25 protein-coding genes and 1 tRNA gene are annotated in these 24,288 nt (G+C 69.7%); 17 read left to right on the forward strand and 9 right to left on the reverse strand.

Annotated features, from left to right (window positions below; genetic code table 11):
• Window position 1 precedes the first annotated feature (1 nt).
• Together OU416_RS12015 and OU416_RS12020 are read left to right on the forward strand one after the other, a co-directional pair.
• Window positions 2-991 carry a GlxA family transcriptional regulator gene (locus OU416_RS12015; protein ID WP_270926972.1) on the forward strand — a complete coding sequence of 330 codons (990 nt, stop codon included), beginning with the start codon at window positions 2-4 and terminating at the stop codon, window positions 989-991.
• 68 nt (window positions 992-1,059) lie between these two features.
• Window positions 1,060-1,659, forward strand: a complete 600-nt coding sequence (locus OU416_RS12020) for an isochorismatase family protein (RefSeq protein WP_270926973.1) — start codon at window positions 1,060-1,062, stop codon at window positions 1,657-1,659.
• Window positions 1,660-1,675: 16 nt separating this feature from the next.
• Here the strand turns inward: OU416_RS12020 and OU416_RS12025 are convergent, their stop codons facing one another.
• Both OU416_RS12025 and OU416_RS12030 read right to left on the reverse strand, forming a co-directional pair.
• Complete coding sequence (locus OU416_RS12025) at window positions 1,676-3,049, reverse strand: alpha/beta fold hydrolase (protein ID WP_270926974.1); 1,374 nt, start codon at window positions 3,047-3,049, stop codon at window positions 1,676-1,678.
• 94 nt (window positions 3,050-3,143) lie between these two features.
• Complete coding sequence (locus OU416_RS12030; RefSeq protein WP_270926975.1) at window positions 3,144-3,749, reverse strand: TetR/AcrR family transcriptional regulator; 606 nt, start codon at window positions 3,747-3,749, stop codon at window positions 3,144-3,146.
• Between the two features lie 98 nt (window positions 3,750-3,847).
• On the opposite strand from OU416_RS12030, the gene OU416_RS12035 reads away from it, so the two are divergent.
• On the forward strand, window positions 3,848-4,204 hold the full coding sequence (locus OU416_RS12035) for a hypothetical protein (protein WP_372907226.1): 357 nt from the start codon (window positions 3,848-3,850) through the stop codon (window positions 4,202-4,204).
• Here OU416_RS12035 and OU416_RS12040 read toward each other — a convergent pair.
• A complete protein-coding gene (locus tag OU416_RS12040) occupies window positions 4,179-5,321 on the reverse strand; it encodes a serine hydrolase domain-containing protein (RefSeq protein WP_270926977.1) in 1,143 nt (380 codons plus the stop codon). The two genes, OU416_RS12035 and OU416_RS12040, sit on opposite strands and share 26 nt — an antisense overlap.
• Window positions 5,322-5,461: 140 nt before the next feature.
• Here OU416_RS12040 and OU416_RS12045 point away from each other — a divergent pair, with 140 nt between their 5' ends.
• The 3 genes from OU416_RS12045 (at window position 5,462) to OU416_RS12055 (ending at window position 8,483) form a co-directional block, all read left to right on the forward strand.
• A complete protein-coding gene (locus OU416_RS12045) occupies window positions 5,462-5,872 on the forward strand; it encodes a hypothetical protein (RefSeq protein WP_270926978.1) in 411 nt (136 codons plus the stop codon).
• 155 nt (window positions 5,873-6,027) lie between these two features.
• Complete coding sequence (gene thrS / locus OU416_RS12050; protein WP_270927180.1) at window positions 6,028-7,299, forward strand: threonine--tRNA ligase; 1,272 nt, start codon at window positions 6,028-6,030, stop codon at window positions 7,297-7,299.
• Window positions 7,300-7,556: 257 nt separating this feature from the next.
• A complete protein-coding gene (locus OU416_RS12055) occupies window positions 7,557-8,483 on the forward strand; it encodes an LCP family protein (protein ID WP_333779633.1) in 927 nt (308 codons plus the stop codon).
• 37 nt (window positions 8,484-8,520) lie between these two features.
• On the opposite strand, the gene OU416_RS12060 is transcribed toward OU416_RS12055, so the two are convergent.
• The gene (locus tag OU416_RS12060; RefSeq protein ID WP_270926979.1) at window positions 8,521-8,958 is read right to left on the reverse strand and encodes a carboxymuconolactone decarboxylase family protein; all 438 of its coding nucleotides are present in this window, start codon (window positions 8,956-8,958) and stop codon (window positions 8,521-8,523) included.
• Between the two features lie 27 nt (window positions 8,959-8,985).
• Window positions 8,986-9,864, reverse strand: a complete 879-nt coding sequence (sigJ, locus tag OU416_RS12065) for an RNA polymerase sigma factor SigJ (protein WP_270926980.1) — start codon at window positions 9,862-9,864, stop codon at window positions 8,986-8,988.
• A gap of 202 nt (window positions 9,865-10,066) precedes the next feature.
• On the opposite strand from sigJ, the gene OU416_RS12070 reads away from it, so the two are divergent.
• Genes OU416_RS12070 through OU416_RS12080 form a run of 3 tightly spaced genes read left to right on the forward strand, consistent with a single transcriptional unit; the run spans window position 10,067 to window position 11,374 of the window.
• On the forward strand, window positions 10,067-10,468 hold the full coding sequence (locus tag OU416_RS12070; protein WP_270926981.1) for an SSI family serine proteinase inhibitor: 402 nt from the start codon (window positions 10,067-10,069) through the stop codon (window positions 10,466-10,468).
• 48 nt (window positions 10,469-10,516) lie between these two features.
• Window positions 10,517-10,852, forward strand: a complete 336-nt coding sequence (locus OU416_RS12075; protein ID WP_270926982.1) for a tRNA-binding protein — start codon at window positions 10,517-10,519, stop codon at window positions 10,850-10,852.
• A gap of 15 nt (window positions 10,853-10,867) precedes the next feature.
• Window positions 10,868-11,374 carry a DinB family protein gene (locus OU416_RS12080; RefSeq protein WP_270926983.1) on the forward strand — a complete coding sequence of 169 codons (507 nt, stop codon included), beginning with the start codon at window positions 10,868-10,870 and terminating at the stop codon, window positions 11,372-11,374.
• 125 nt (window positions 11,375-11,499) lie between these two features.
• On the opposite strand, the gene OU416_RS12085 is transcribed toward OU416_RS12080, so the two are convergent.
• Window positions 11,500-11,901 (reverse strand): DoxX family protein, encoded by a 402-nt coding sequence (locus OU416_RS12085; protein ID WP_270926984.1) that lies wholly within the window; start codon window positions 11,899-11,901, stop codon window positions 11,500-11,502.
• Between the two features lie 126 nt (window positions 11,902-12,027).
• Between OU416_RS12085 and OU416_RS12090 the strand changes: the two genes are divergently transcribed.
• The 4 genes from OU416_RS12090 to OU416_RS12105 all read left to right on the forward strand — a co-directional run bounded on the left by OU416_RS12090 (window position 12,028) and on the right by OU416_RS12105 (window position 15,461).
• Window positions 12,028-12,465, forward strand: a complete 438-nt coding sequence (locus OU416_RS12090; RefSeq protein ID WP_270926985.1) for a GtrA family protein — start codon at window positions 12,028-12,030, stop codon at window positions 12,463-12,465.
• Window positions 12,466-12,513: 48 nt separating this feature from the next.
• Window positions 12,514-12,882, forward strand: a complete 369-nt coding sequence (locus OU416_RS12095) for a hypothetical protein (protein ID WP_270926986.1) — start codon at window positions 12,514-12,516, stop codon at window positions 12,880-12,882.
• A 424-nt stretch (window positions 12,883-13,306) separates the two neighbouring features.
• On the forward strand, window positions 13,307-14,656 hold the full coding sequence (locus tag OU416_RS12100; RefSeq protein WP_270926987.1) for an FAD-binding oxidoreductase: 1,350 nt from the start codon (window positions 13,307-13,309) through the stop codon (window positions 14,654-14,656).
• Window positions 14,657-14,873: 217 nt separating this feature from the next.
• On the forward strand, window positions 14,874-15,461 hold the full coding sequence (locus OU416_RS12105) for a hypothetical protein (RefSeq protein WP_270926988.1): 588 nt from the start codon (window positions 14,874-14,876) through the stop codon (window positions 15,459-15,461).
• 290 nt (window positions 15,462-15,751) lie between these two features.
• On the opposite strand, the gene OU416_RS12110 is transcribed toward OU416_RS12105, so the two are convergent.
• Window positions 15,752-15,822, reverse strand: a tRNA-Gly gene (locus OU416_RS12110).
• An 80-nt stretch (window positions 15,823-15,902) separates the two neighbouring features.
• Here OU416_RS12110 and dcd point away from each other — a divergent pair.
• The 4 genes from dcd (at window position 15,903) to OU416_RS12130 (ending at window position 20,058) form a co-directional block, all read left to right on the forward strand.
• Complete coding sequence (gene dcd / locus OU416_RS12115) at window positions 15,903-16,484, forward strand: dCTP deaminase (protein WP_270926989.1); 582 nt, start codon at window positions 15,903-15,905, stop codon at window positions 16,482-16,484.
• A 198-nt stretch (window positions 16,485-16,682) separates the two neighbouring features.
• Window positions 16,683-18,089, forward strand: coding sequence for a sugar porter family MFS transporter (locus OU416_RS12120; RefSeq protein WP_270926990.1), 1,407 nt, complete (start codon window positions 16,683-16,685; stop codon window positions 18,087-18,089).
• 111 nt (window positions 18,090-18,200) lie between these two features.
• Window positions 18,201-18,827 (forward strand): D,D-peptidase/D,D-carboxypeptidase VanY-N, encoded by a 627-nt coding sequence (gene vanY-N / locus OU416_RS12125; protein ID WP_270926991.1) that lies wholly within the window; start codon window positions 18,201-18,203, stop codon window positions 18,825-18,827.
• 88 nt (window positions 18,828-18,915) lie between these two features.
• Entirely contained in the window at window positions 18,916-20,058 is a 1,143-nt protein-coding gene (locus OU416_RS12130) for an epoxide hydrolase family protein (RefSeq protein WP_270926992.1), read from the forward strand.
• A 101-nt stretch (window positions 20,059-20,159) separates the two neighbouring features.
• Here OU416_RS12130 and OU416_RS12135 read toward each other — a convergent pair whose 3' ends face one another.
• Together OU416_RS12135 and OU416_RS12140 are read right to left on the reverse strand one after the other, a co-directional pair.
• Window positions 20,160-23,174 carry a TIR domain-containing protein gene (locus OU416_RS12135; RefSeq protein WP_270926993.1) on the reverse strand — a complete coding sequence of 1,005 codons (3,015 nt, stop codon included), beginning with the start codon at window positions 23,172-23,174 and terminating at the stop codon, window positions 20,160-20,162.
• An 84-nt stretch (window positions 23,175-23,258) separates the two neighbouring features.
• Window positions 23,259-24,191, reverse strand: coding sequence for a sigma-70 family RNA polymerase sigma factor (locus OU416_RS12140; RefSeq protein ID WP_270926994.1), 933 nt, complete (start codon window positions 24,189-24,191; stop codon window positions 23,259-23,261).
• Window positions 24,192-24,288 lie beyond the last annotated feature (97 nt).

Raw genomic sequence — 24,288 nt, forward strand, 5'->3', positions numbered from 1 at the left:
CATGTCCATCGCGCACCGCGTCGTCATCGCGGTCTTCCCGGACGTCGACCTGCTCGACGTCACCGGTCCGGCCGAGGTCTTCGCGCTGGCCAACCGGGAGACCGCCGGGCGGGCCGGGTACCAGGTCCGGCTGGCCGGGCCGGTCGCCGGGGAGATCCGCACCTCGGCGGGGGTGCGGGTGCTCGCCGACGTGGCCTTCGCCGACGTCGGCGATGACGTGGACACGCTCCTGGTGCCGGGAGCGGTCGACATGACCGACGGCGGACCCGTCGCCCGCATCGATCCCGGTGTGGTGGCGTGGGTGCGGGAGACCTCCGCGCACGCCAGGCGGGTCGCGTCGGTGTGCGTGGGCGCGCACGTGCTGGCCGCCGCCGGGCTGCTGGGCGGGAAGACGGTGACCACGCACTGGTCGACCGCCGCCCAGCTCGCCGCCGAGCACCCGGACGTCGCCGTCGATCCCGACCCGATCTTCGTGCGCACCGACGGCGGCAGGCTGTGGACCGGCGCCGGGATCAGCGCCTGCCTGGACCTGGCGCTGGCCCTGGTCGCCGAGGACCTCGGCGACCAGACGGCGCTGGCGGTGGCCCGGCAGCTGGTGATGTACCTCAAGCGGCAGGGCGGGCAGAGCCAGTTCTCCGTGCCGCTGAGCCGGCCGGCGGGCCGCCGGGACATCGACGAGCTGCGGGTGTGGATCGCCGACCACCTCGACGCGGACCTGTCCGCGCGGGCGCTGGCCGAGCGGATGTGCTTGAGCGAGCGGCACTTCGCCCGCGTCTTCAAGCAGGAGACCGGCACCAGCCCGGCGACCTACGTCGAAGCGGCCCGCGTCGAGCTGGCCCGCCGCCTGCTGGAGACCACCGACTGCCCGCTCGACCAGGTCGCGGCGGCCGCCGGGCTCGGCTCGGCGGAAACCCTGCACCGCGCGTTCCGGCGCCAGCTGGCCACCACACCGGCGGCGTACCGGAGGCGCTTCCGCACTCCGGCCGCCTGACCGGCGGTCGACCACCCCTGGCGAAGGGGTGCTTCGCCATGCCGTTTTGCCGAACGAGAGGACGTTCCATGCCATCGAAGACCCTGCGCGACGTGATCGGCCTGGACGCCCAGCCGCCGCGGCTGAGCGATTCCGCGCTGATCCTGATCGACTTCCAGAACACATACCGCACCGGCGTCATGGCCCTGGACGGCGCCGAAGAAGCCCTGGCGGCGGCCGCCCGGCTGCTGGAGCGCGCGCGAGCCGCGGGCATCCCGGTCGTCCACGTCATCAACGACGGCGGCGAGGGCACGCCCTACGACATCCGCGCCCACATCGGCGCCATCAGCGACGAGGTCGCGCCGGTCGACGGCGAACCGGTGGTGGTCAAGCAGTTCCCCGACTCCTTCCACGCCACCGAGCTGGAGAAGACGCTGAAGGACCTGAACATCGGCGGTGACCTGGTGCTGGCGGGGTTCATGACGCACATGTGCGTCACCTTCACCGCCCAGGGCGCGTTCAACCTCGGCTACCGGCCCACGGTCGTCGCCGAGGCGACGGCCACCCGGTCGCTCCCCGCCCCGGACGGCACCGCGCTGCCCTCGGCGGCCCTCCACGAGGCGGCCCTGACCACGATCACCGACCTGTTCGGCCTCGTCGTCCCGGAAGTCGACGCGCTCCAGGACTGAAAGTCCACTGTGGAATTCAGTCCGAGCATTCGGTGCCGGGCGGCGGAAGTGCGCCGGTCGTGAGGTAACCGTGCACGATCTCGCGGGTACAACGGCTTTCGCCGCTCAGGTACACCGAGTGGTAGCCGTCGACGCCGAACCAGCGTGCCCCGGGCAGCTGCGACGCGACGTGGCTGCCCTCGGACGGCGCAGTGGTCGTGTCGTGCAAGCCGTTGGCCAGCAGCACCGGCGGTAGGCCGGGGGCGTGGATCGGTCGGGGCGGGTAGGTCGCCCCGGGCAGGCCGAGGCAGCGAACCGCGGTGAGCGGCAACTTCCAGCCGACGCGGGGCTCCGCAGTGCGCAGTTCGCCGATCAGCTCGGCCGTCGGTTCGTACCGCGGCGCGGGGAAGTCCGCGCACTCCGCGTGGAAGGTGAGGCCCGCGGGCAGCACCGGCGCGATGCCGAGGAAGTCCGAGGCATCACCGGCATCGGCCTCGGCGATCGCCGAGGTGACCATCGGCCAGGCGGCCTCCACCAGTAGCAACGCACCGGACCTCGCGCGGAACTGCTCGCCGGTCAGCACGCCTGTGCCACCGGGGATCGGGTGCTCGGCGGCTTTCGCCAGCACCCGGTCCCACACCGCCAGCACGCTCTCGCCGTGCAGCGCGCAGTTTGCGTTCGCCGCGCACCAGCGGTCGATCCGGGGCAGGTCGGCGCGGATCTGGCGCATGATCGGGTCGTAGTGGTCGCGGTCCCGCGGCCGGGTGTGGTCGACGACGCTGTCCAGGTACATGCGGCCGACGCGGTGCGGGAAGAGATCGGCGTAGACCTGCCCGTACACGGTGCCGTAGGAGTTGCCGAAGTAGTTCAGCCGCTGCTGGCCGAGCGCCACGCGGATGGCGTCCACGTCGTGCGCGACCTGCCAGGAGTCCAGCCGGCCGGCGAGGTCGCCGATCGCATCGGAGCACGCGCGGTCGAACTCCCGGCCGCTGCGCTCGTGCTCCGCCCAGCGCCCGGCCGGATCCTCCATGGCCGGCAGCGGATCGGGCGGTGCGGTCGGGCAGGTCACCCCGGCACTGCCGCCGAAGCCGCGCGGATCGAAGGCGATCACGTCGAACCACTGCGCGAGCTCGGTGAACCTGTCGCGTTGCCGCCGCAGCGCGTCGGTGCTCTCGTCCGGCCCGCCGAGGTTCACCAGCAGCGGGCCGAGTTTGCGCGACTGGTCCTGGGCCGGGAGCTTCGCCAGCGCGATCTCGACGGTCCCGGCACCGGGATCGCGCCAGTCCGCCCGAACCGGCACGTCCAGGCATTCCAGCCCATCACCGCAATCCCGCCACTCCGCGGCACCTGCTGCCGGAACGCTCGACAGCAGCAGGCAGATCGCCGCCGCACCGACCAGAACTGCGCGCATGCCAGGACCTTCCTGCCGAAGGGGCTCCCGGGCGACTGTCGCAAGGTCTTCGGGCACCGCTCGTCGGGGTTCTCCCCGAGATCGCCCCTGAAAGTCAGCAGAGGTCGCGCAGGCTGAGCGGCGCTGGTGGCGGGAGAGGTTCGGCGTGCTCGGCCCGCAAGGAGTTGAGCAGGTAGCCCAGCAAGCGGCGGGAGGCTGCCGGGGTCGTCATGCCGTTGTTCGCCATGAGCAGCAGCGGGAGGTCGCTGAGCGCGAAGTCGGCGCGGAGCGCACCGGCCGCTTTGGCGCGGTCGGCCAGCGTCGAGAAACTGCGCAGGGCGCGGTCGATTTCCTGCCCGATGTCGACGGCATCGGGCAGCGCCGCGAGGAAGGCCACGCTGAACCCGCGGTCCTCGGCCTGCATGGCGAACACCTTCTCGAGCGCCGAGCAGAACCCGCGCCACGGATCGGGATCCTCCAGCGCCTCGTGGACGACCGCCGTGCAGTTCGCGAACTGGTCGGCGAACGCCTCGGTGATCAGCGCTTCCTTCGTGGGGAAGCGGCGGTAGAGGGTGGCGACGCCGACCTCGGCGCGCCGGGCGATCGCGGCCATCGGCACGTCGAGGCCGCGCTCGGCGAACAACGCCCGCGCCACCTCGACGATGCGTTCGCGGTTCTGCTGCGCGTCAACGCGCAGCAGGTGAGACGACCCCGTGCTCATCGCTCTCACTTTAACTCAAGTGGAGGGGTGCTCCACTTTTCTTGCTAGCGTTGTACGCGCAGGTAGATGGTGGTTTCGGCGGCGGATCGAGGAGTCTCATGAGGGTCGGAGGAGCACGGGCGGAACGCATGATCGGGGGCGTGAACGCGTGGGTGAGCGGACTGCGCCGATCACCGCGTTGGGGCCGCTTCGTCCGCAAGTACTTCACGGTCATCACCTACACCGGCCGGCGCTCGGGCCGGACCTTCACCACCCCGGTCGGCTACCGGAGAACGGGCGACACCGTCAGGATCGGCGTCGTCGCTCCCGACGCCAAGAACTGGTGGCGGAACTTCACCGGCGAAGGCGGCCCGATCACCCTGCACCTCGACGAAGTCGACCGCCAGGGCCACGCGATCGCCCGCCGCGACGAGAAGGGCCGCGTCGCGGTCACCGTCCGGCTGACCGGTCCGTAGCGCAGATCGCGGCGTCCGCGGTGGCGAACAGGGCGCGGCGGATCTCCGGGGTGGCCGGGTTGAGGTTGGCCACGACGGTGGCGCTGCGACCGTCGCCGGTCGTGGCGGCGAGCGTGCTGAACCCGATGATGTCGCCGCCGTGGCCCCAGAACTCGCCGCCGCAGGACAGCGGAACGCTCGCCAGGCCGAGACCGTAGGCCGCGCCGTCCGGGCCGATGTCGGCGGGGATCGTGCGCTGCATCTCGGCGAGCTGTTCCGGCGGGAGCAGACGGCCACCGAGCAGCGCTTCGTAGAACCGGTTCAGGTCCTCGCCGGTGGAGATCAGAGCACCCGCCGCGCCGCCGATCGACGGGTCGAACTCGGTGAAGTCGATCAGCGGCTCACCCGGGGCGTACCCGCGCGGGTGCGGGCCGGGCAGCCGCTCCTCGCCGCGCACCGGCAGGTGGGTTCCGCGCAGGCCGAGCGGTTCGACGATGCGCTCGGCGATCTCGGTGTGGATGCTCCGCCCGGTGACGCGCTCGACGAGCATCCCGGCCAGGACGTAGTTGGTGTTGGAGTAGGACCAGCTCGTGCCCGCCGGGAACAGCGGTTCGTGCTGCATCGCGATGCCGACGAGCTCGGCGGGGTCGGCGCCGCGGTGGCGCAGTTCCTCCGGGTCGACGGCGAGGAATTCCTGCAGGTAGTCGTAGATCCCGCTGGTGTGCTGGAGCAGCTGGCGCACGGTGATCGCGGTGCCGTCGTTGCCGTTCCCGGCGATCACCCCGGGCAGGTGCTCCTCGACCGGGGAGTCCAGCTCGACGCGGCCCTCGGCGACGAGCTGGAGGACGACGGTGGCGACGAAGGTCTTGGTGACGCTGCCCGCGCGGAACCTGCCCCGCTCGGGAATCGGGTCGCCGGTGACGACATCACCGACACCGCTGCGCGCCCACCAGACCTGCCCCGCGCGGTCGTGCGCGGTGGCCAGCGCGCCGGGTGCGCCTCCTGCGGTGATCGCGTCGAGCGAGCGCTGGACGTCGGGGTGCGGCGCGGCGAGCGCCGGGCCCGCTGCGGTGGCGGTCATCAAGGCGACCAAGGCGGTCACGGCGGTGATCTGCTTGCGGCGCAACGATAATCGCATGGTGGAGAACTCCGATCTCGCGGTTGCCCAGCACGCTACGACCGGGCAGCCGTCCGGAGCATCGGGCAGAACCCTGAAAACGATCCGGGGTCGGCGGCTTTCGTGGCAGCATGGCGCAATGACGTTTCACCGAAAGGGCGATGCCGCGTAAGCGGCCGGGCGCGCTGCGCGCCGAACGATCGGACCACCGCCGACCGATCCGTCGCGGACCGCTGGCGGAGCTGGACGATGTGACGGTCCGGCGGTGGTACTGGAGAATACGTGTCGAAGGGCCGCTGCGGCGGTATCGACGATTCCTCGGCCAACCAGGACGGCGGCTCTACCTGCCGCGAGCGGATCTCTACTCCCCGCACGATCCCGCCGATGCGCGGGACGACCTGGAGCGCCTGATGTCCGAACTGCCACCCCGAATCGGCGGTGAGCTGCGGCGGATGGTGGCTCCGCTGGACGAGGAGCTCCGGAGGCGCACGATCCGGGATCCGCACGCCGCGCGGGTGGGCCGCTGGTACGGCACGCCGTGGTGGTGGCACCGGTTGCGCGAGGACTTGTGACCAAAGCCCGTGAGCGGTTTGGGGTGCTATGGCGCCCTGAACCGCTCACGAGCCCGGAATCACGTCGTGCCGACGCTCGCTGGGGTGCTACCGTCGTCGGCGTGAAGCGCGCTGGTCTGACTACGACGCCGGACGACGTCCCGGCGCGCTGACTGCTGTTCTCGCGAAGCTCCGGGGCGGGTGCCCCGGAGCTTCGTCGTGTGGTCACCCGCCTCATCACCGGTGAGGAGACCACCATGCACGACCACCGCAAGCTCGGCCGCGAGCTGGGGCTGTTCGACACCGACCCGCTGATCGGCGCCGGGCTGCCGTACTGGCTGCCCGACGGCGCCGTCGTGCGGCACACCCTGGAGGAGTACATCCGCGACGCCGAGCGGCGCGCGGGATACCGGCACGTCTGCTCGCCGGTGCTGGGCAAGCGCGAGCTCTACGAGATCTCCGGCCACTGGGCGCACTACCGCGACGACATGTTCCCGCCGATGGATCTCGGCGGTGAGCAGGTGGTGCTGCGCCCGAGCCTGTGCCCGCACCACGCGGTCATCTACCGGTCCCGCGCGCACAGCTACCGGGAACTGCCGCTGCGGATGGCGGAACTGGGCGGCATGTACCGCTCGGAGCTGTCCGGCGTGCTCGGCGGCCTGACCCGCGTGCGGGCGATCCAGCTCAACGACGCGCACATCTTCTGCACCCTCGACCAGGTCGCCGACGAGGCCGCGGCCGCGCTGGAGCTGATCCGCAGCGCCTACGCCGCGATGGGCATCAGACCCGCCCGCTACCGGCTCTCGCTGGCCGGTGAAGGCGGGAAGTACGTCGCAGCGCCGGAGAACTGGAAGCGCGCCGCCGCCCTGCTCACCGAGGTGCTCGACCGCAGCGGCCTGGAGTACGAGGCCGTCGAGGGCGAAGCGGCGTTCTACGGCCCGAAGATCGACGTGCAGGTGGCCGACGGCGCGGGCCGCGAGTCGACCCTGTCCACCGTGCAGGTCGACTTCCACCAGCCCGAGCGGTTCGACCTGCACTACACCGGCCCGGACGGCGCCAAGCACCGCCCGGTCATGGTGCACCGGAGCATCATCGGCAGCGTGGAGCGAGCCGTCGCGCACCTCATCGAGGTGCACGGCGGAGCCTTCCCGGCCTGGCTGGCCCCGACCCAGCTCGTGGTCCTGCCCATCTCCGACGCCGAGCTGCCGCAGGCGGATCGCTTCGCCCAGCAGTGCCTGCAACGAGGTCTGCGCGCGGAGGTCTCGGCCCCGGACCGCGGCAGCCTCGGCGCGCGCATCCGGGAAGCCCGGTTGGTGCCGTACCAGGTGGTCATCGGCGCGAAGGAGGCCGAAGCGGACCTGGTCTCGGTGCGCCTGCGCGACGGTCAGCGCCTGGACGCCCAGCCGGCCGATGAGTTCCTGGCCGGTCTCGGCGATCTGCGGCCCTGATCCTCAGCGGACGCCTGGGCCATGCGGCTGTTTTTCGGGAGGGATGGCAACCACCGGTGCGGTCGGACGTCTGAACGGGTATGAACACCCGACGCATGCGGAACGACTGGAGCGCACGGCCGCCGGCACACGACCCGAGGCCTGCACCGCCCCGTCCTGCGAACGGGATGCGGGACGACTGGAACCCACGCCCGCCGGCACACGGCCCGAGGCCTGCGCCGCCGCACGCCCGGCGGCGCAGGCGCCGCTGGCCGGTCGTGGTGCTGCTCGTGCTGGTCCTGTTCCCGCTGGTGTTCGGGGGTTGGCTCTGGTTCCACGTCGACTCGACGATCAACCGGGTCAGCGCCTTTCCCGACTACGACGGTCGCCCGGCGGCGGGTGCGGGCACGAACTGGCTCATCGTCGGCTCCGACAGCCGCGACGGGCTCGACCAGGAGACCCGTGAGAACCTGCACGTGGGTTCGGCCGATGGGAACCGCACGGACACGATCATGATCGCGCACCTGCCGGACAACGACACACCGCCGACGCTGATCAGCCTTCCACGCGACTCCCGCGTCCCGGTGCCCGGCCAGGGCCGGAGCATGATCAACTCGGCGTTCGCCATCGGCGGCCCGCAGCTGCTGGCGCAGACCGTCGAGCAGGCCACCGGCCTGCGGATCGACCACTACGCCGAGATCGGCTTCGGCGGCTTCGCCGGCCTGGTCGACGCGGTGGGCGGCGTGGAGATGTGCCTGGAGCAGGAGATGCACGACACGCAGACCGGTCAGACGCTGCAAGCCGGCTGCCAGATCCTGGACGGCGAGAAGGCGCTGACCTTCGTCCGGATGCGCTACAGCGAGGCCACGCCGCGATCGGACCTCGACCGGGTCGCCAACCAGCGCAAGTTCATCGGTGCGCTGGTCAAGGAGGCCTCCAGCTTCGGCACCCTCATCAACCCGTTCACGACCTACGCCCTCGCCGACAGCGGCGCGGCCGCGATGAAGATGTCCGAGTCCGACGGCGTCGGCGACCTGCTGTCGCTGGCCTGGGCGATGCGCGGCATCTCCTCGGGCGGTGTGGTGACCACGACGGTGCCGGTCGCCGACAGCACCGCCAAGCGCTGGGACAAGGAGAAGGCCGGCGAGCTGTTCGAGTCGGTCAACAACGACCAGCCGATCCGCGAGGACCTGATCGTCGAGTGAGGTCGTGAGTGCGGCCGACCCGCACTCACGACCGAGTTCACCGGCGCGGCGGCTTCATCTCCAGCGGCACCCCGATCAGGTTCAGCGCGTTGATCAGCGAGACCTGCGCGACGAGGTGCCCGAGCTCGGCCTCGTCCGGGAACGCCTTGCGCAGCGCGTCCCACAGCTCGTCGGTGACGTGCTCGCGCCGGGTCGCCGCCTCGGCGTAGGTGAGCGCGGCCCGCTCCCGCTCGTCGAACAGCTCCGACTCCTGCCACACCGGCAGCTGCAACAGCCGGTCCTGGCCCTCGCCGTGGCGCAGGGCCTCCCGGCTGTGCATGTCGACGCAGTACACGCAGCCGTTGATCTGCGAAACCCGGATCTTCACCAGTTCGCGCAAGGTCGCGTCCAACGGCCCCTGCCGCAGCGCGGCATCGGCCTGCTTGAAGCCCGCGTACGGCTCGGGGGCGGTCTTGCCGAGATCCAGTCGTGCCATGGTCTTCCTCTCCCGTCGAAGCCTTCATCAGGGAGACGACTCGGGTCGCGCGAACGTGACCGCCTGGAGCTTCCGCGGGTTGAGCTGCCTGCGGTAGGCGCTGATCCGGCCGTCGGTGATCTCGACGGTGTCGACGCTGTGGACGCGGCCCTCCCGGTAGGCGACCAGCGCGGGTTCGCCGCCGATCTCGACGATGTCGACACCGCTCAGCGACCACTGCCGACCCACCCGCAACAGCACTTCGGCGATGCGCCGCCCGCCGTGGATGAGCTTGCGCGCCGCGAAGACCTCACCGCCACCGTCGGTGGTGTACACGGCGTCAGGGTGCATCAGCTCGACCAGCCCTGCGAGGTCACCGGCCTGGTAGGCGGCGCGGAAGGCGACGAGCAGGCGCTCTCGTTCGGCGCGCGGCGCGGTCGGCGCGGATTCCCTGGCCTCGGCCACCCGGCGCCGCGCCCGCGAGGCCAGCTTCCGCGCCGCGGGCACCGAACCGCCCAGCACCTCGGCGATCCGGTCGAAGGAGATCCCGAAGACGTCGTGCAGCACGAACGCCACCCGCTCCGGCGGGCTCAACGCCTCCATGACCAGCAGCATCGCGGTCGTCACCGACTCGTCCACGAGCACCGGCTCGGCCGCGTCGGGCCCGGTGAGCAGCGGCTCCGGCAACCACGGCCCGACGTAGCTCTCCCGCTGCACCCGCGCGGACTTCAGCACGTCGTAGGAGCGCCGCGCGGCCACGGTCACCAGCCAGGCCCGGAGGTCCACGACCGCGCTGAGATCGGCTGAAGACGCCCGCAACCAGACGTCCTGCACGACGTCCTCGGCGTCGGCGACGCTGCCGAGCAGCCGGTACGCCACCCCGAACACGGCCGGCCGGTGCTCCGGCCACTCGGCCGCCAGCCGCATGCACCCTCCCGCGAGATCCGGTCGCCGCGAATTCCGAGGCGAGCAGGCGAATCCTGGCACGACTCCATCGTCACGCAGTGACCCCACCGCTGTGGGTGACCAACCAACGGAATCGCCCTTTCGGGCTAGTCGAAACTACGCCAAGTAGTCCACTACCGTCGCCGGAGCACCCGCACTCCCCCGACTGGAAGAGCGAAAAACCTTGTTGCTGAAGCAGATCCGCCGCGTGCTGCTGGCCACCACCCTGATCGCCGGAGCCGCGGTGACCTCCGCGACGACGGCCCCGGCGCAGGGCGAACTCCCCAGCGTGCTGCACCTCTCGCTGAACACCGAGGGCTCCTCGGTCCAGCGCACGACCCTCCTGGAATGCCACCCGGCGGGCGGCACGCACAAGTTCGCGCAGAAGGCCTGCACCGACCTCGAACTGGTCCAGGGCGACTTCCGCCGGATGAACGTGCACCTGGCCCGCGCGTGCACCCTGGAACACCTGCCGGTGACGGCGAAGCTCGAGGGCAAGTGGCGCGGCGGCGTCGTCAGCTACACCAAGAACTACCCGAACGCCTGCGCCATGCAGAACGAAACCGGCGTCCTCTTCGACCTCTGACCTCGCCGCGTAGGCTGCCGTCGGATGATCTGCGCGGAAAGGTGGCCGATGCCGGAGATCGAGTGGGCCGACTTCGAGAAGGTCGAGCTGCGGGTGGGAACGATCGTGGACGCGGCGCCCAACGAGAAGGCCCGCAAGCCCGCGTACGTGCTGAAGGTCGACCTCGGTGGCCTCGGCGTCCGGACCTCCAGCGCGCAGATCACCGACCACTACGCACCGGAAGACCTGCGCGGCCGCCAGGTGTTGTGCGTCTGCAACTTCGCCCCGAAGCGGATCGCGGGAGTCAAGTCGGAGGTCCTGGTGACCGGCGCCCACGACGAGGACGGCAACGTGGTCCTGGCCGGCTTCGACCACCCGGTCCCCAACGGCACCCGCCTGCTGTGACGCCGAGGAGCTGACGTGCTGCCCTTCCCGGAACCGACGAAACCGGTGGCCTCCCGCAACGAGGTCTTCACCGGCTACCTCGACTTCTTCCGCTCCCGAGTGATCGACAAGATCACCGAGCTCCCGGAGCCGGAGCTGCGCACCAGCCGAGTCCCCTCCGGCTGGACGCCCCTGGAGCTGGTGAAGCACCTGACCTTCGTGGAACTCCGCTGGATCGAATGGGGCTTCCAAGGCCGCCCGGTCGAAACCCCCTGGGGCGACTGGAAGGACGACCGCTGGCACGTCGACGCGGCGGAAACCCGGGAATCCCTCCTGGAAGCCCTGCGCACCCAAGGCCGCCACACCACCAGCGTCATCGAGTCGACGGACCTCTCGGAGGTCGGCCAACCGGGCCCCCGCTGGAAGGGCGCAGAACCGGCAACCCTGGAGCGAGTCCTCTTCCACCTCGTCCAGGAGTACGCCCGCCACCTGGGCCACCTCGACATCATCACCGAACAGGCAACGGCAGCATCCGGCAAGTAGCCCTCCGAAGCCGCTGTCGGCCCACTTTCCGCAGGTGGTCGCCCGTGAGTGCTTTGGGGTGCTATAGCCCCACAAACCGCTCACGGGTCCTGACCAGCGGAAACGGAGCCAATCCGAAGTCGCTCTCAGCGACCGCGACCCCGACGGGCAACCCGCAACGCCCACCAGACGAGCGGAACCTGAAGCGGAACCCGCGCATAGGCAACAGCCCGCCGCGACATCGACTGCGTCCGCCAGTCCCAGGCCATCTTGACGTTGGCGGGAAGGACGGCGACGAACAACAAGGCGGCGAGCCGCCCACCCACCCGCCGAGTCCGAGGCACCGCAACGAGCCCGGCGCACCCGACCTCAGCAACCCCGGAGACGTAGGTCCAGGCCCGAGCCGGCCCAGGCAGAACCCGAGGAACGATCGGATCGAAAACCTTGGGAGCAACGAAGTGCATCACCCCAGCCCCACCCAGCAAAGCGGCCAACCCACGAGTGGCCAACTGCCCGCGCGAACGTCCAGAACCCAACTCCTGAGCCATGAAACCTCCACAACGCCGAGCCCACCCCGAACCTACTAGCCGGTAACAAACCCCGCCAGCCCCGCGAAGGCCACTCCGATACGTTCACGCCCACCCGAGGCAAGAAAACGCTGCCCTGGAGGACCCTTGAACGCGAACCCGGATGCAGAACCCCGAACCAACCAAGGCTTCTTCACCCAAGCGTTCCGCTTCGGCCTGGTAGGAATCGGCGGCGCGGCGGTCGACTACGGCAGCCTGACCGTGATCCTCGCCCTCGGAACCTGGCCGGAGCTGGCCAGAATCCTGAGCTTCACGATCGGCAGCACAGCGGTCTACCTGGTGAACCGCCGCTGGACCTTCACCTCGAGCAGGAGCACGAGAGAAGTGGTGGCACTAACGGCGGTCCTGGCCACGACCTTCGCCCTGGTAGCCGGAGTGAACGCCCTGGCCCTCCGCCTCCTCCCGGAAGGATCCTGGCAAATAACCCTCGCCTGGGCGATCTCCCAAGCAATAGCAACAACATTCAACTTCCTGGCCCAAAGAACAATCGTCTTCCGCCAGAGAAGCGCGAGCACCCCGGCCTGACCCGGCAACCACCAGCCCAGCGGATCACGTCCCAGTAGGCTCGGCCACATGCACAGCACCCTGACCGAGCACGCCCGCTGCCTCTACGGCAACGAGTACCGGTCGACGCCGCAGTGCAACAGCGACCACCGAGAACACCACTTCGTGGAAGAACTGACCTTCGCAGAAGCGGATGCGATCCTGGCAATGCTCCACGAACTCTCCCCGAACCTGGTCGACGGAAACCTCCCGGTCTGGATCCGCGACCTGTCCTACCGCCTCGCCCTGCTCCAACGCCCCAACGACCCCCAACTGATGCGAGAAGCAGCAGAAAGCCTCCACCTACACGGCCCGGACTGGGACAACATCGCAGCAAACCTCCGAACGAAAGCAGAAGCCACGGAAACAAGAACCGGAGAACGCCGACCACCCCACTGAAACCCAGAAGCTGACCAACCCACCCCGCCACCAACAGCAAGCCAGAACCGAAAACGCTCCAGCCACCCGCGCAAAAGGCCGACCGCCAACCCAGCCCACCCACGCCACTGACGACCTCGGCGATCCCGGACAGGTAAGTCCAGGTACGAGCCCGCCCAGGAAGAACCCGAGGAACGATCGGATCGAAAACCTTGGGCGCCACGAGGTGCGTCGCCCCGGCCCCGCCCAGCAGCGCGGCCAACCCCCGAGCGGCCACCAACCCCCGCGAACGCGCCGTGACTTCTGTGCCGTTGCACGAATGACCGCAAGACTTTGCCTGAATGCGCACTGTCCTCGTCGATCAGCTGCAGCCGTTCGCATGTCTGCAGTGGGTTTGGTCGACGGAGGAGCAAGAATGCGGTCCATGCGAACTCTGGAACCTCGGGTGAACGACCTCGTGAAGATCTTACGGGGAACGACCCACGTCGATTCGGTGAACACCGCGGGCTCGAGCTACGAGACGACGCGGCGTATCTGGAACGGCGCCGTCACAACACAGCCGGGCGTCGTGGTCCAATGCGCCGACGCTGATGATGTGCGCGCTGCCCTGCTCGCGGCGCGTGAGACAGGGACGCCGCTGACCGTGCGCGGCGGCGGGCACGACTGGGCAGGTCGGGCATTGAGCGACGGCGGCCTGACGATCGATGTCAGCGGATTGCGCCGAGTGACGGTTGACCCCGTAACGAAGACCGCGGATGTCTCGGCGGGCGCCATCGCGGCCGATCTCGCTGCGGCAACAGGGCCGCTCGACCTGATTCCGGTGACAGGCACTGCCGGCTCCGTGGGCATGGTCGGGCTGACACTGGGCGGGGGATACGGTCCACTCAGCGGTCGTCACGGACTCGCCCTCGACAACGTGCTGTCGGCGAACGTCGTCCTGGCCGATGGCTCCGTCGTCACGACCGACGCTGAGCACGAACCCGACCTGTTCTGGGCGCTGCGCGGCGGCGGTGGCAACTTCGGCATCGTCACGTCGATGCGTGTGCGCGTCCACGACGTGCCCACCTTGCTGTCCGGCTTGTTGGTCTTCCCGTGGGCACAGGCGGAAACCGTGCTGGAGGGGCTGGCGGACATCGTGTCCCAGGCGTCCGACGACCTGACCGTCCAGTTCGGCGTCCTGAGCGGCCCCGACGGCGCACCGGTGGTGTTCGCCTCGCCCACGTGGAGCGGTGACGACGCCGCAGAGGGCGAGCAGGCCCTCGCCCGGATCAGCGCGCTCGGCACCCCGCTCGTCGCCCAGATCGGTGCGACCACGCTGCCCGACATGCTGGCCGGGATCGACGCCCAGTTCCCCGCGGGGCAGCACGTCGAGATCCGCACGCGTTCCGTCCCGTCACTCAACGCAGGCGTGCGCGAGGCGCTGATCCAGGCCGGGGCGACGCTCACCTCACCCGGCTCCGCGGTGTCCGTGCACAGTCTCCACGGAGCCGCGCAGCGGGTACCGGTGCTGTCGACGGCGTTCGGCAATCGCGACCCACACCTGATGATCGAGGTGATCGCCCGGTGGGAGCCCGGCAACGTCCGGGCAACCGAGCACCGCGCCTGGGCGGACGAGGTGACGCACGCTCTCGAGCCTGAGGCCATGGCCGGTGGCTACCCCAACCTGCTCGGCCCGAACGAGAAGGCCCAAATCGCGCACGCCTACGGTCCGAACGCCGCTCGTCTGCTCACGACGAAGCGCCGCTTCGATCCCGACGACGTTTTCCACGCGATCGCCCTGCCTGATCCGTCGTGACCGGCGGTTTCCCGGGGCCGCTCAGCGGCAGAAAGCCTCCACCTGCACGGCCCGGACTGGGACAACGTGGCGGCTGACCTGAGGGCAAGAGCCGAAGCCCTGAAAGCAAGGGCCTGAGGAGCGCCAGGTCACTAAACGCTCTGTGTGGAACAACGTTGGCCAGTTCTCGCCCGGGAAGCGGATCCTGAGAGGGATCTAACTCGGTATCGTCCGCCGGGTGAGTTCGGGAACAGTCCAAGGGCAGGTCTCGGTCTGGGTTCCGATCGTGGTCGGCCTCCTCGGTATGGTCGGCGTGATCAGCGGCCAGTTCGTGAGCGCTTGGCGAGAGCAGCGACGCGAGAACATCCGCTGGTGCCGTGAACGCGAAAAGGAAGACCTTCAGCGTCGAAGAGAGGACTACCTCCACTGGCGGGACAAGCGTCTGGAAGTCGCGGTGGAGCTCATGATCTCCCTGAACAAGTGGCGCGAGCTGATCGTCGACAGGCTTCGGGAACATCACGGTCTGCTCAAGATGCCCGTCGACACGAGCGAGCAGCTCCGCGACGTCGTGGAGGAGACGAGCGACCGGATGGCCCAGCTCAAACTCGTCGGAACCGACACGATCCGCACCTTGGCGAGTGAGACGGTGAACCTGTTCCGCTCGCGCTTCGGTTCGGCCATGAGCTCGCCCAGCAAGCTGACCTCGGACGAGATCGAACAGATCTCCCGCGAACTCTCGCTGAAACGCAGAGATCTGCAAGAAGCAGTCCGCAAAGAGCTCGGAGTCGACACCCCAAACCCAGCCGAGCACCACCAGAAACCCTGAACCACGACGAAAGATGAAGCGCCATCACGAACCCAGGCCGGTTATGCAAGATGAAGGGGTGGCCGGTAATCAGATCAGACATGCCACGGATCGCAGGCAGAAACACAAGCACCCAACTGCCCCGGTGAAAAGCTGGTCAGCAACCCAGGCCGGGTACGGCACCAACAGCTAGGAGCACTCGAAAGGCGACCCCCGCACCGTGGGGGGTTTGGGGGGGTTCGAACCCCCCCAATAAAATGGCGAAGGAGCCGAGGCCAACGCGAAAGCGTGGCACACGACTCCCAGCTCCGAGCGGATGACGGGAATCGAACCCGCGTTCTCAGCTTGGGAAGCTGATGTTCTACCATTGAACTACATCCGCGTCACCCCGTGTCTGGGGCTGCGCCAGCTTAACACGGTGGGGCGCGAAGATCATCATCGGGTTGCCGATACGCTGTGGGCGTGTTGCTGAGTGACCGGGACCTGCGCAAAGAGCTCGACGAGGGCCGCCTCGAACTCGATCCGTTCGACGCGGCCATGATCCAGCCGTCGAGCATCGACGTGCGGCTGGACCGCTTCTTCCGGGTCTTCGACAACACCCGGTACACCCACATCGATCCGTCGAAGCAGCAGGACGAGCTGACTTCGCTGGTGGAGACGCCGGACGACGATCCGTTCGTGCTGCACCCGGGCGAGTTCGTGCTCGGGGCGACCTTCGAGGGCGTGCGGCTGCCGGACGATCTGGCCGGCCGGTTGGAGGGCAAGTCGTCGCTGGGTCGGCTCGGGCTGCTGACGCACTCCACCGCGGGGTTCATCGACCCCGGGTTCTCCGGGCACATCACCCTGGAGCTGTCCAACGTGGCGAACCTGCCGATCACGTTGTGGCCGGGGATGAAGATCGGGCAGCTGTGCCTGTTCCGGCTGTCGAGCCCCGCCGACTTCCCGTACGGGTCGAAGGAGGCCGGTTCGCGGTACCAGGGGCAGCGGGGGCCGACGCCGTCGCGGGCCTACCTGAACTTCAAGCGCGCTGAAACCAAGCGGTGACTCTCCGCAACTGCGGATGATCTTGTTTTCCCTGGCAGCGCCGCGGTCGGTGGCACGGCCTGGGATTCGGTTACAGTGAGCTACTTCACCCTGAATCGAGTAAGCAAGTAGCGGGTTCAGAACTTACGATCCCCTGCGCCCGGCGTTCTGGAACGATTCGCAACGGAGCGGTCGACGTGCGGGCAGCAGGAGTTCTCGATGTCCGCAATGCAGTCGCGTGCCTCGGGTGCTGCCGAGCAGCTCGGGCACGTGGTGATGATCGCCGGGGCCGCCGCGCTCGGCGGCTTCCTCTTCGGTTACGACACGTCGGTGATCAACGGCGGCGTGGACGCCATCCAGAAGCACTTCAACGTCGGTTCCGCGCTGACCGGCCTGACCGTGTCCTCCGCGCTGCTGGGCTCGGCCGTCGGTGCCGGGGTGGCCGGTGGGCTGGCCGACCGGATCGGCCGGATCCGGGTCATGCAGCTGGCCGCGATCCTGTTCATCATCAGCGCCATCGGCTCGGCCTTGCCGTTCGCGATCTGGGATCTGGCGATCTGGCGGGTCGTCGGCGGCGTCGCCATCGGCATCGCCTCGGTGATCGCGCCCGCCTACATCGCGGAGGTGGCGCCCGCGGCCTACCGGGGCCGGTTGGGATCGCTGCAGCAGCTGGCGATCGTGCTCGGGATCGCGATCTCGCAGCTGGTCAACTACGCCTTGGCGCAGGCCGCCGGCGGCAGCGCGTCCGGGATGCTCGGGCCGCTGCAGGCCTGGCAGTGGATGCTCGGGGCCGCCGTGGTGCCCGCGGTGATCTACCTGGTGGTGGCCTCGACGATCCCCGAATCGCCGCGCTACCTGGTGGCCGCGGGCAAGCTCGACAAGGCGCGGGAGGTGCTGGCGCGCGTCGAGCCCGGTGATCCGGCGGAGAAGGTCGCCGAGATCAAGGCCGCGCTGGGCGGGGAGCGCAAGCCGCGGCTGAGCGATCTGCGCGGGCGGCTCGGGCTGCTGCCGATCGTGTGGGTCGGCATGGCCATCGCCGCGCTGCAGCAGTTCGTCGGCATCAACGTGATCTTCTACTACTCGTCGTCGCTGTGGCACTCGGTGGGCATCGACGAGAGCAACTCGCTGCTGCTGAGCCTGTTCACGTCGGTCGTGAACATCGTCGGCACCTTCGTGGCCATCGCGCTGGTGGACAAGATCGGCCGCAAGCCGCTGCTGGTGATCGGTTCGCTGGGCATGGCCGCTTCGCTGGCCGTGACCGGGTGGGCGTTCAGCTTCGCCGAGGTCGTCGGCGAGGACGCCGCGCTGCCGTTCCAGTGGGGTGTGGTGGCGCTGATCTCGGCGAGCGCGTTCGTGCTGTTCTTCGCCGCGTCGTGGGGCGTGGTGATGTGGGTGCTGCTGGGCGAGATGTTCCCGGTGCGCATCCGCGCCGCCGCGCTGGCGCTGGGCACCGCGACGAACTGGATCGCCAACTGGCTGGTGACGGTGAGCTTCCCGAGCATGCGGGACTGGAACCTGCCGGTCACCTACTTCATCTACGCCGCGTTCGCGCTGATCTCGGTGGTGTTCGTGGTGAAGTACCTGAAGGAGACCAAGGGGCGTTCCCTGGAGGAGATGGGCGGCTGAGCCCGGTTTCGACGCGAGGGCGGTCCCGGTGCCGGGGCCGCCCTCGCTTTGTCGCAGGGCTGTGACATTCGCATCGCGGGGCGCGGACATCGGGCCGCGAACGTTGATGGCATGAGCGAACCACGTGTTACGCCGCTGCGGGCCCGGGACCGGGTGTACGCGGCGACGGCCCTGCTGATCGGTGTCCTGGTGCTGCCGGTGGCGTTCGTCCGCCGCCCGGGGCGCGCTCTCGAGCTGGCTTGTTCGTGGGCGCTGCGGATGCGCTTCCCCGCCGAAGACCTCAGCGGTCTCGACGAGCGGGCCAGAGCCGCGTTCGTCGCGGCGCGGACCGATGCGTTCTGGCGGCACGGCCAGCTCATCGGGCTCACCTCCGGGTTCCGCGACCCGGCGGTGCAGCGGCGGATGTTCGACGAGCAGGTGCGCCGGTCGGGATCGCCCGCGGCGGCCCGGCTGCTCGTGCTGCCGCCGGAGGAGTCCAGCCACGTCCAGGGCATCGCGCTGGACGTCCGGCCGCGGGAGGGCGCGCGGTGGCTGGAGGAGCACGGCGCGCGCTACGACCTGTACCGCACCTACGACAACGAGTGGTGGCACTTCGAGCACTGGCCCAACTGCGGGAGCCTGCCGCCGCGGCGGCTGCCGCATCCCGGCGTGGAGCGGGAGACCGTTCGGATGCCGACCGCCCGGGGCCACCGGACGACCGCGCGACTGCGCTGCGGAACGACCGCACTGCTCCGCTGACCTGCGATCGAAGATTTCTTCCCGGTTCCGGGAACAACGCGGACTCTTCGTGCGTATTAGATACCGTACAACGTACGAAGGAGTGTGCATGGCTCGCGACATCACCCCGTTCCGCCTCGACGTCCCCCAGCACGACCTCGACGACCTGCGGGAACGCCTGGCGCGGGCCCGCTGGGCCGACGAGGTCCCGGGACTGGGCTGGAGCTACGGCCCGCCGCTGGGCTACCTCCGGGAACTGGCGGAGTACTGGCGCGACGGCTACGACTGGCGCGCGCAGGAAGCCCGGCTGAACGAACTCCCGCAGCACACCACCGAGATCGACGGCGCGAACATCCACTTCCTGCACGTCCGCTCGCCGCGGCCGGACGCGCTGCCGCTGCTCATCACGCACGGCTGGCCGAGTTCGGTCGCGGAGTACCTGGACGTCGTCGAGCCGCTCACCGACGCCGGGTTCCACCTGGTCATCCCGTCTCTGCCGGGCTACGGGCTGTCCGGTCCGACGGTCTCGGTGGGGTGGGGTGCCGAGCGGGTCGCGCGGGCGTGGGCGGAGCTGATGAGCCGCCTCGGCTACGAGCGGTACGGCCTGCAGGGCGGCGACTGGGGCACGTGGATCTCCCGCACGCTGGCGATCAACGAGCCGGAGCGCGTGGTCGGCCTGCACACCAACGGGATGATCACCTTCCCGTCCGGCGACCCGGACGAGTTCGGCGAGCTGGCCGACGTCGACCACGCGCGGATGGCCCGGTGGCAGCGCTACACCGACGAGCTCTACGGCTACAAGCTGATCCAGTCGACCAAACCGCAGTCGCTGGCCTACTCGCTGGCGGACTCCCCGGTCGGCCTGCTGGGCTGGATCGTCGGCGTGCTCAAGGAGTGGACCGACTGCGAGGACACGCCGGAGGACGCGATCGACCGCGACCGCATCCTGACCACGGTGATGCTCTACTGGCTGACCAACACGGCCGGTTCGGCGGCGCGGTCCTTCGTGGAGACCCCGGACAACTCCGGGAAGGCGGCGGAGGAAGGCGTGATCGAGCAGCTGACCGACGGCACCGTCCCGCACGGCGTGGCGGTGTTCCCGAAGGACGTCCTGGCCCCGGTCCGCCCGTTCGCGGAGCGCATCAACAACATCGTCCGCTGGACGGAGTACGACCGCGGCGGCACCTTCCCGGCGATGGAGCAGCCGGACCTCTACGTCCGCGATGTCCGGGAGTTCTTCGAGTCGTTGTGATGGCGATGGTGCCGTGAGTGTTTTGTGGGGCTATAACCCCACAAAGCACTCACGGCACGGGGACGGCTGAACCAGGCGCGGTGCCTCGCGCTGGTTTCGGGCTACCGGGACGGGCAGACGTCCTGGTAGTCGGCCCCGGGCAGGTGCCGGTTCCACTCGTCGGGGGTGAGGGTGCGACGGGCGGTGTCGCACAGCTCCGCGGGGACGTCCTCGGCCGCCCGGCTGCCCCAGAAGCGGATGGCCGCGTCCTCTCCTGCGCTGGCCAGGGTCTTGCCGTCGGGGCTGAACGCCACTGCGCGGACGGACTGCCGGTGGCCGATGTGCGCCGCGTTGATCTGCTTGCGGGCCGGCACGTTCCACAGCCGCACCGAACGGTCTCCTCCTCCGCTGGCCAGCGTTCGGCCGTCCGGGTGGAACGCCAGGGAGTAGACCGCACCGGTGTGCCCGATCAGCGGATCTCCGGCCATCCGCCGGGTGGCGACGTCCCACAACCGGATCGCGCCGTCGTCACCCGCGCTGGCCAGCTGCGTGCCGTCCGGGCTGAAGGCCAGCGTGCCGACCGGCCCGGTGTGGCCTTCCAGCACGTCGCCGATCGGCTGCCTCGTGCCGGTGTCCCAGAGCCGGACCTCGCCCTGGTCGTTGCCGGTGGCCAGGATCGATCCGCTGGGGCTGAACGCCACCGAGTAGACGGTTCTCCCGGCGTCGACGGTGCCCAGCGGGCGGTAGCTGTTGGCGTCCCAGAACGTCAGCGCGGTCGGTCCTCGGCCCGAGTTCATGCCGGCGGTGACGAGCATCCGACCGTCGGGGCTGAACGCCGTGGCGCGGACGAGCAGCAGCTCGTCGGGCAGCGGCGGTGCGAACGGGGTGCGGTCGGCGTGGTTCCACAGCGTGGTGGCGCCACCGTCGCCTCTGCTCGTCTCGCCGTCTTCGCGGCCGCTCATGCCGCCGGCGGCCACGGTCGTGCCGTCCGGGCTGAACGCCACCGCCAGCACCGGAGTGCGGTCGGCGGTCGGCAGGTCGGTGACGGGCTTGCGCTGCGCTGCGTTCCACAGCATCAGCGTGCGCGGCGGTCCAGCGGGCGGTAGCTGCGCGCCGGGCGGGCGGAGGAACTGCACCATCGTGCCTCCCAGCGCGCTGACCTCGCCTCCGTCGACGTAGCACAGGCCCCAACCGGTGTGGCTGCACGCTTCCATGCTCCCGTGGCTGCCAGCGGTCTCACCGTTGTCGCCGCCGGTGACGATCGTCTTGCCATCAGGGCTGTAGGCGAGCGCGTACAGCATGCCGGAGTGCTCGATCGCCGGGTGCGCGAGCTGGAGGTGCTCCGCCACGTTCCACAGCCGCGCCGTGCCGTCTCGCGCGCCGCTGGCCAGCGTCCGGCCGTCCGGGCTGAACGCCAGCGACGTGACAGCACGGGTGTGACCGCTCAGCGGGGTGCCGAGCAGGTTTCGGGTGCGGACGTCCCAGAGCCGAACCGTGCCGTCCTCGCTGCCCGCGGCGAACATGCGCCCGTCGGGGCTGAAAGCCAGCGACTGCGCGAGAGTCGTGCGGTCGGGCCTGGTGTGCCCGCTGAGCGGCGTGCCGACCGGTTGACGGGTGGTGGTGTCCCAGAACCGGATCGTGCCGTCCGTGCCTCCGGTGGCGAAGAGGGTTCCGTCGGGGCTGAACACGATCACCGGGCCGACGAGGCTCGCGTTGTCACCGGGGTGGGCCGGGAGCGGTTCACCGATCTGGAGGCCGGTTGCGGTGTCCCAGAACTGAACCGCTCCGTCGGTGCTGAGCGTGGCGAACAGGGACCCGCCGGGATGGAAGGCGACCGCCGGGGACACGGTGTTGCGCTGGAAGGGGTCGATCTGCGGTGTCGTGACGGTGTGCACCGCCTTCCCGCTCGCGATGTCCCACAACGTCACACCGTGGCCAGGATCGCCGAAGACGAGCCTCGTGCCGTCCGGGCTGAACGCCGCGCTGATCGAATCGTTCGGACTCCACCGCGAGTTCCCGTCCTCCTGGTAGAGCTGCGCCGACAGCGCCCCGGTCTCGGTGTGCCACAGCTTCGCGGACGGTCCTTGCCCCGCGGTGAGCAGCATCGTGCCGTCCGGGCTGAACTGCACGGTCCGCACGGCTTTTTCCTGCCACACCGCTTCCTGCGCGCCGATCGTCTCGCCGACCTGCCGCCGCGTGACGGTGTCCCATGTCCGGACGTTGTCGCCACCGGTCACCAGCGCCTTGCCGTCCGGGCTGAAGGCGACCGCCTCGACATCGCCGCCGGCGACGATCCGGCCGATCCCGGGACGCGCGGCGGCCTGCGACATCGCCGCCTCGGCTTCAGGGGTTCCACCGATCCGCCACGCCGCCAGCGCGAGGAGCCTGGACAGCTCCGGATCGCTGTCCCCCATCAGCTCGCTCTTCGCCGACACGGCGCGCGACAACGCCTGCTGCCCCTGCTCGATCGCCCTCTGCTGCAACAGGATCGTCCGCGCGCCGAGCCCCAGCACGGCGATGAGCAGCACCGTCAACGCCGCTGCGGCGCCTCGGCGCACCAACGTCGCGAACCGGTACCGCCGGACGTCCTCGCTGTCCAGCTCCTCCTTCGCGGTGCCGTGCACCGCGGCCGCCAGCGTCGCTACGTCGAAGCGGAACCGGCTGTGCCGCAACGACAGATCCGGTTCATCCCGGGCCCAGGACAGATCGACCCACAGCGGTTCGGCGGAGAACCACCCCCGCAGCGTCTCCGGCAGCGCGGTAGTCCGCTCCCAGTCGAAGTCCCCGGCCGCGTCGTCCCACGCGATCTCCCCGCCGGTGAACGCGATGAGGAACGTGCCCTGCTCTCGTTGCGTCCGCCAGTACTCGACCTCTCGCCGCACCCAGGGTGACGCCGCGGCTTCCGGCGAGGCCAGCAGGACGAAGAACCGGGATTCGCGCAACGCGTTGTCGATGGTGTCCCACAGGTCGGGGTTGGCGGCGAGGCTCTCCTTGTCCTGGAACACCCGCAACGCCCAGATCTGGTTCCACCGCCGGGCCAACTGGTGCAGCCCCTGCCGCAGGACCGGCGCGATCCGCTGGTCCGCCGCGTGGCTGTAGGACAGGAACGCGTCGTAGCGGGTCCCCGACTCGTTCATCGCGTTCTCCCGGTCTCTCCGCCCGATGTGCGGACGAGTTTTCCCGACCGCAGGCGCAATCCGCGCGCATGCGGCACCTTCCGGTCAGGGGGTGTCAATTTCGTACGAAATTGACACCCACCTGGCTTGTTGGCTGCTGGGGGATGTCGGGTTGGACCAGGCGAAGGCCATCGATATGGCCAGGACCAGGGCGCTGAGCAGGAGGAGGAGCCAGGGCGGGATGTTCCGTCCGGTGAACGGGCGGCGGGGGAGGTCCGGGGCGTCGTCCATGACGAGCGGTTCGATGATCGCCCGGATGCCGCTGTTGACCTCGGCCACCTCGTTGGCCAGCGCTCGGCACCGCGAACAGCACCTCAGGTGGGACTCCACGATCTGCTCGTCGCGCTTGGACAGGGCGTTGCGGGCCCAGCCGCCCAGGCGGTCGATCACCGTTCGGCAGCGCGGGTCGGAGACCTCGGCGAGGTGCGCGTTCAGGTACTCCCGGCGCAGGCCTTCGCGCGCCCGGTAGGACAGCGCGGACACCGCATTGGGGCGGAGGCCGAGGTACGGGGCTGCTTCGGCGGGCGTGCGGCCCTTGATCTCGGTGTGCCAGAGGACCTTCTGCCAGTTCGCCGGCAGCCGGGCGAAGGCCTTCGCCGCGAGCGTCCGCTCCGCCGCGTCCACCGCCGAGTCCTCGACGGGATCGATGGAGTCGTGCACCGCCACGCTCTGGACGTCCTCCACCAGCTGCACCTTCCGGGCGGTTCGCGAGCGGTCGTAGGCGAGGTTGCGCAACGTCGTCAGCAGGTAGGCGCGGAACGCGCTGGTGGGCCCGCCGCCGCTGGTCAGGCTGCAGAGGACGTTGGCGAACGCCTCGGACACGAGGTCGTCGGTCTCGGGATCGGAACGCGAGAGCCGCCGCGCGGTCTTGTAGGCGGCGCGCACGTGGCGCTGGTAGAGCTGCCCGTAGGCGCCCTTCTCGCCGGAACGAACCAGCTCGACCAATTCGGCGTCGCTGAGCTCGGGCGTCTCGGCCATCTGTCCTCCGCATCCGGTGCCGGTCGATACCGGGACGCCCCGGCCGACGGCATATGACGCCGGAATCCGCAACTCGATGTGAACGTTTGGATACGCT

The organism is Saccharopolyspora indica (assembly GCF_027853965.1).
GTDB classification, from domain to species: domain Bacteria; phylum Actinomycetota; class Actinomycetes; order Mycobacteriales; family Pseudonocardiaceae; genus Saccharopolyspora; species Saccharopolyspora indica.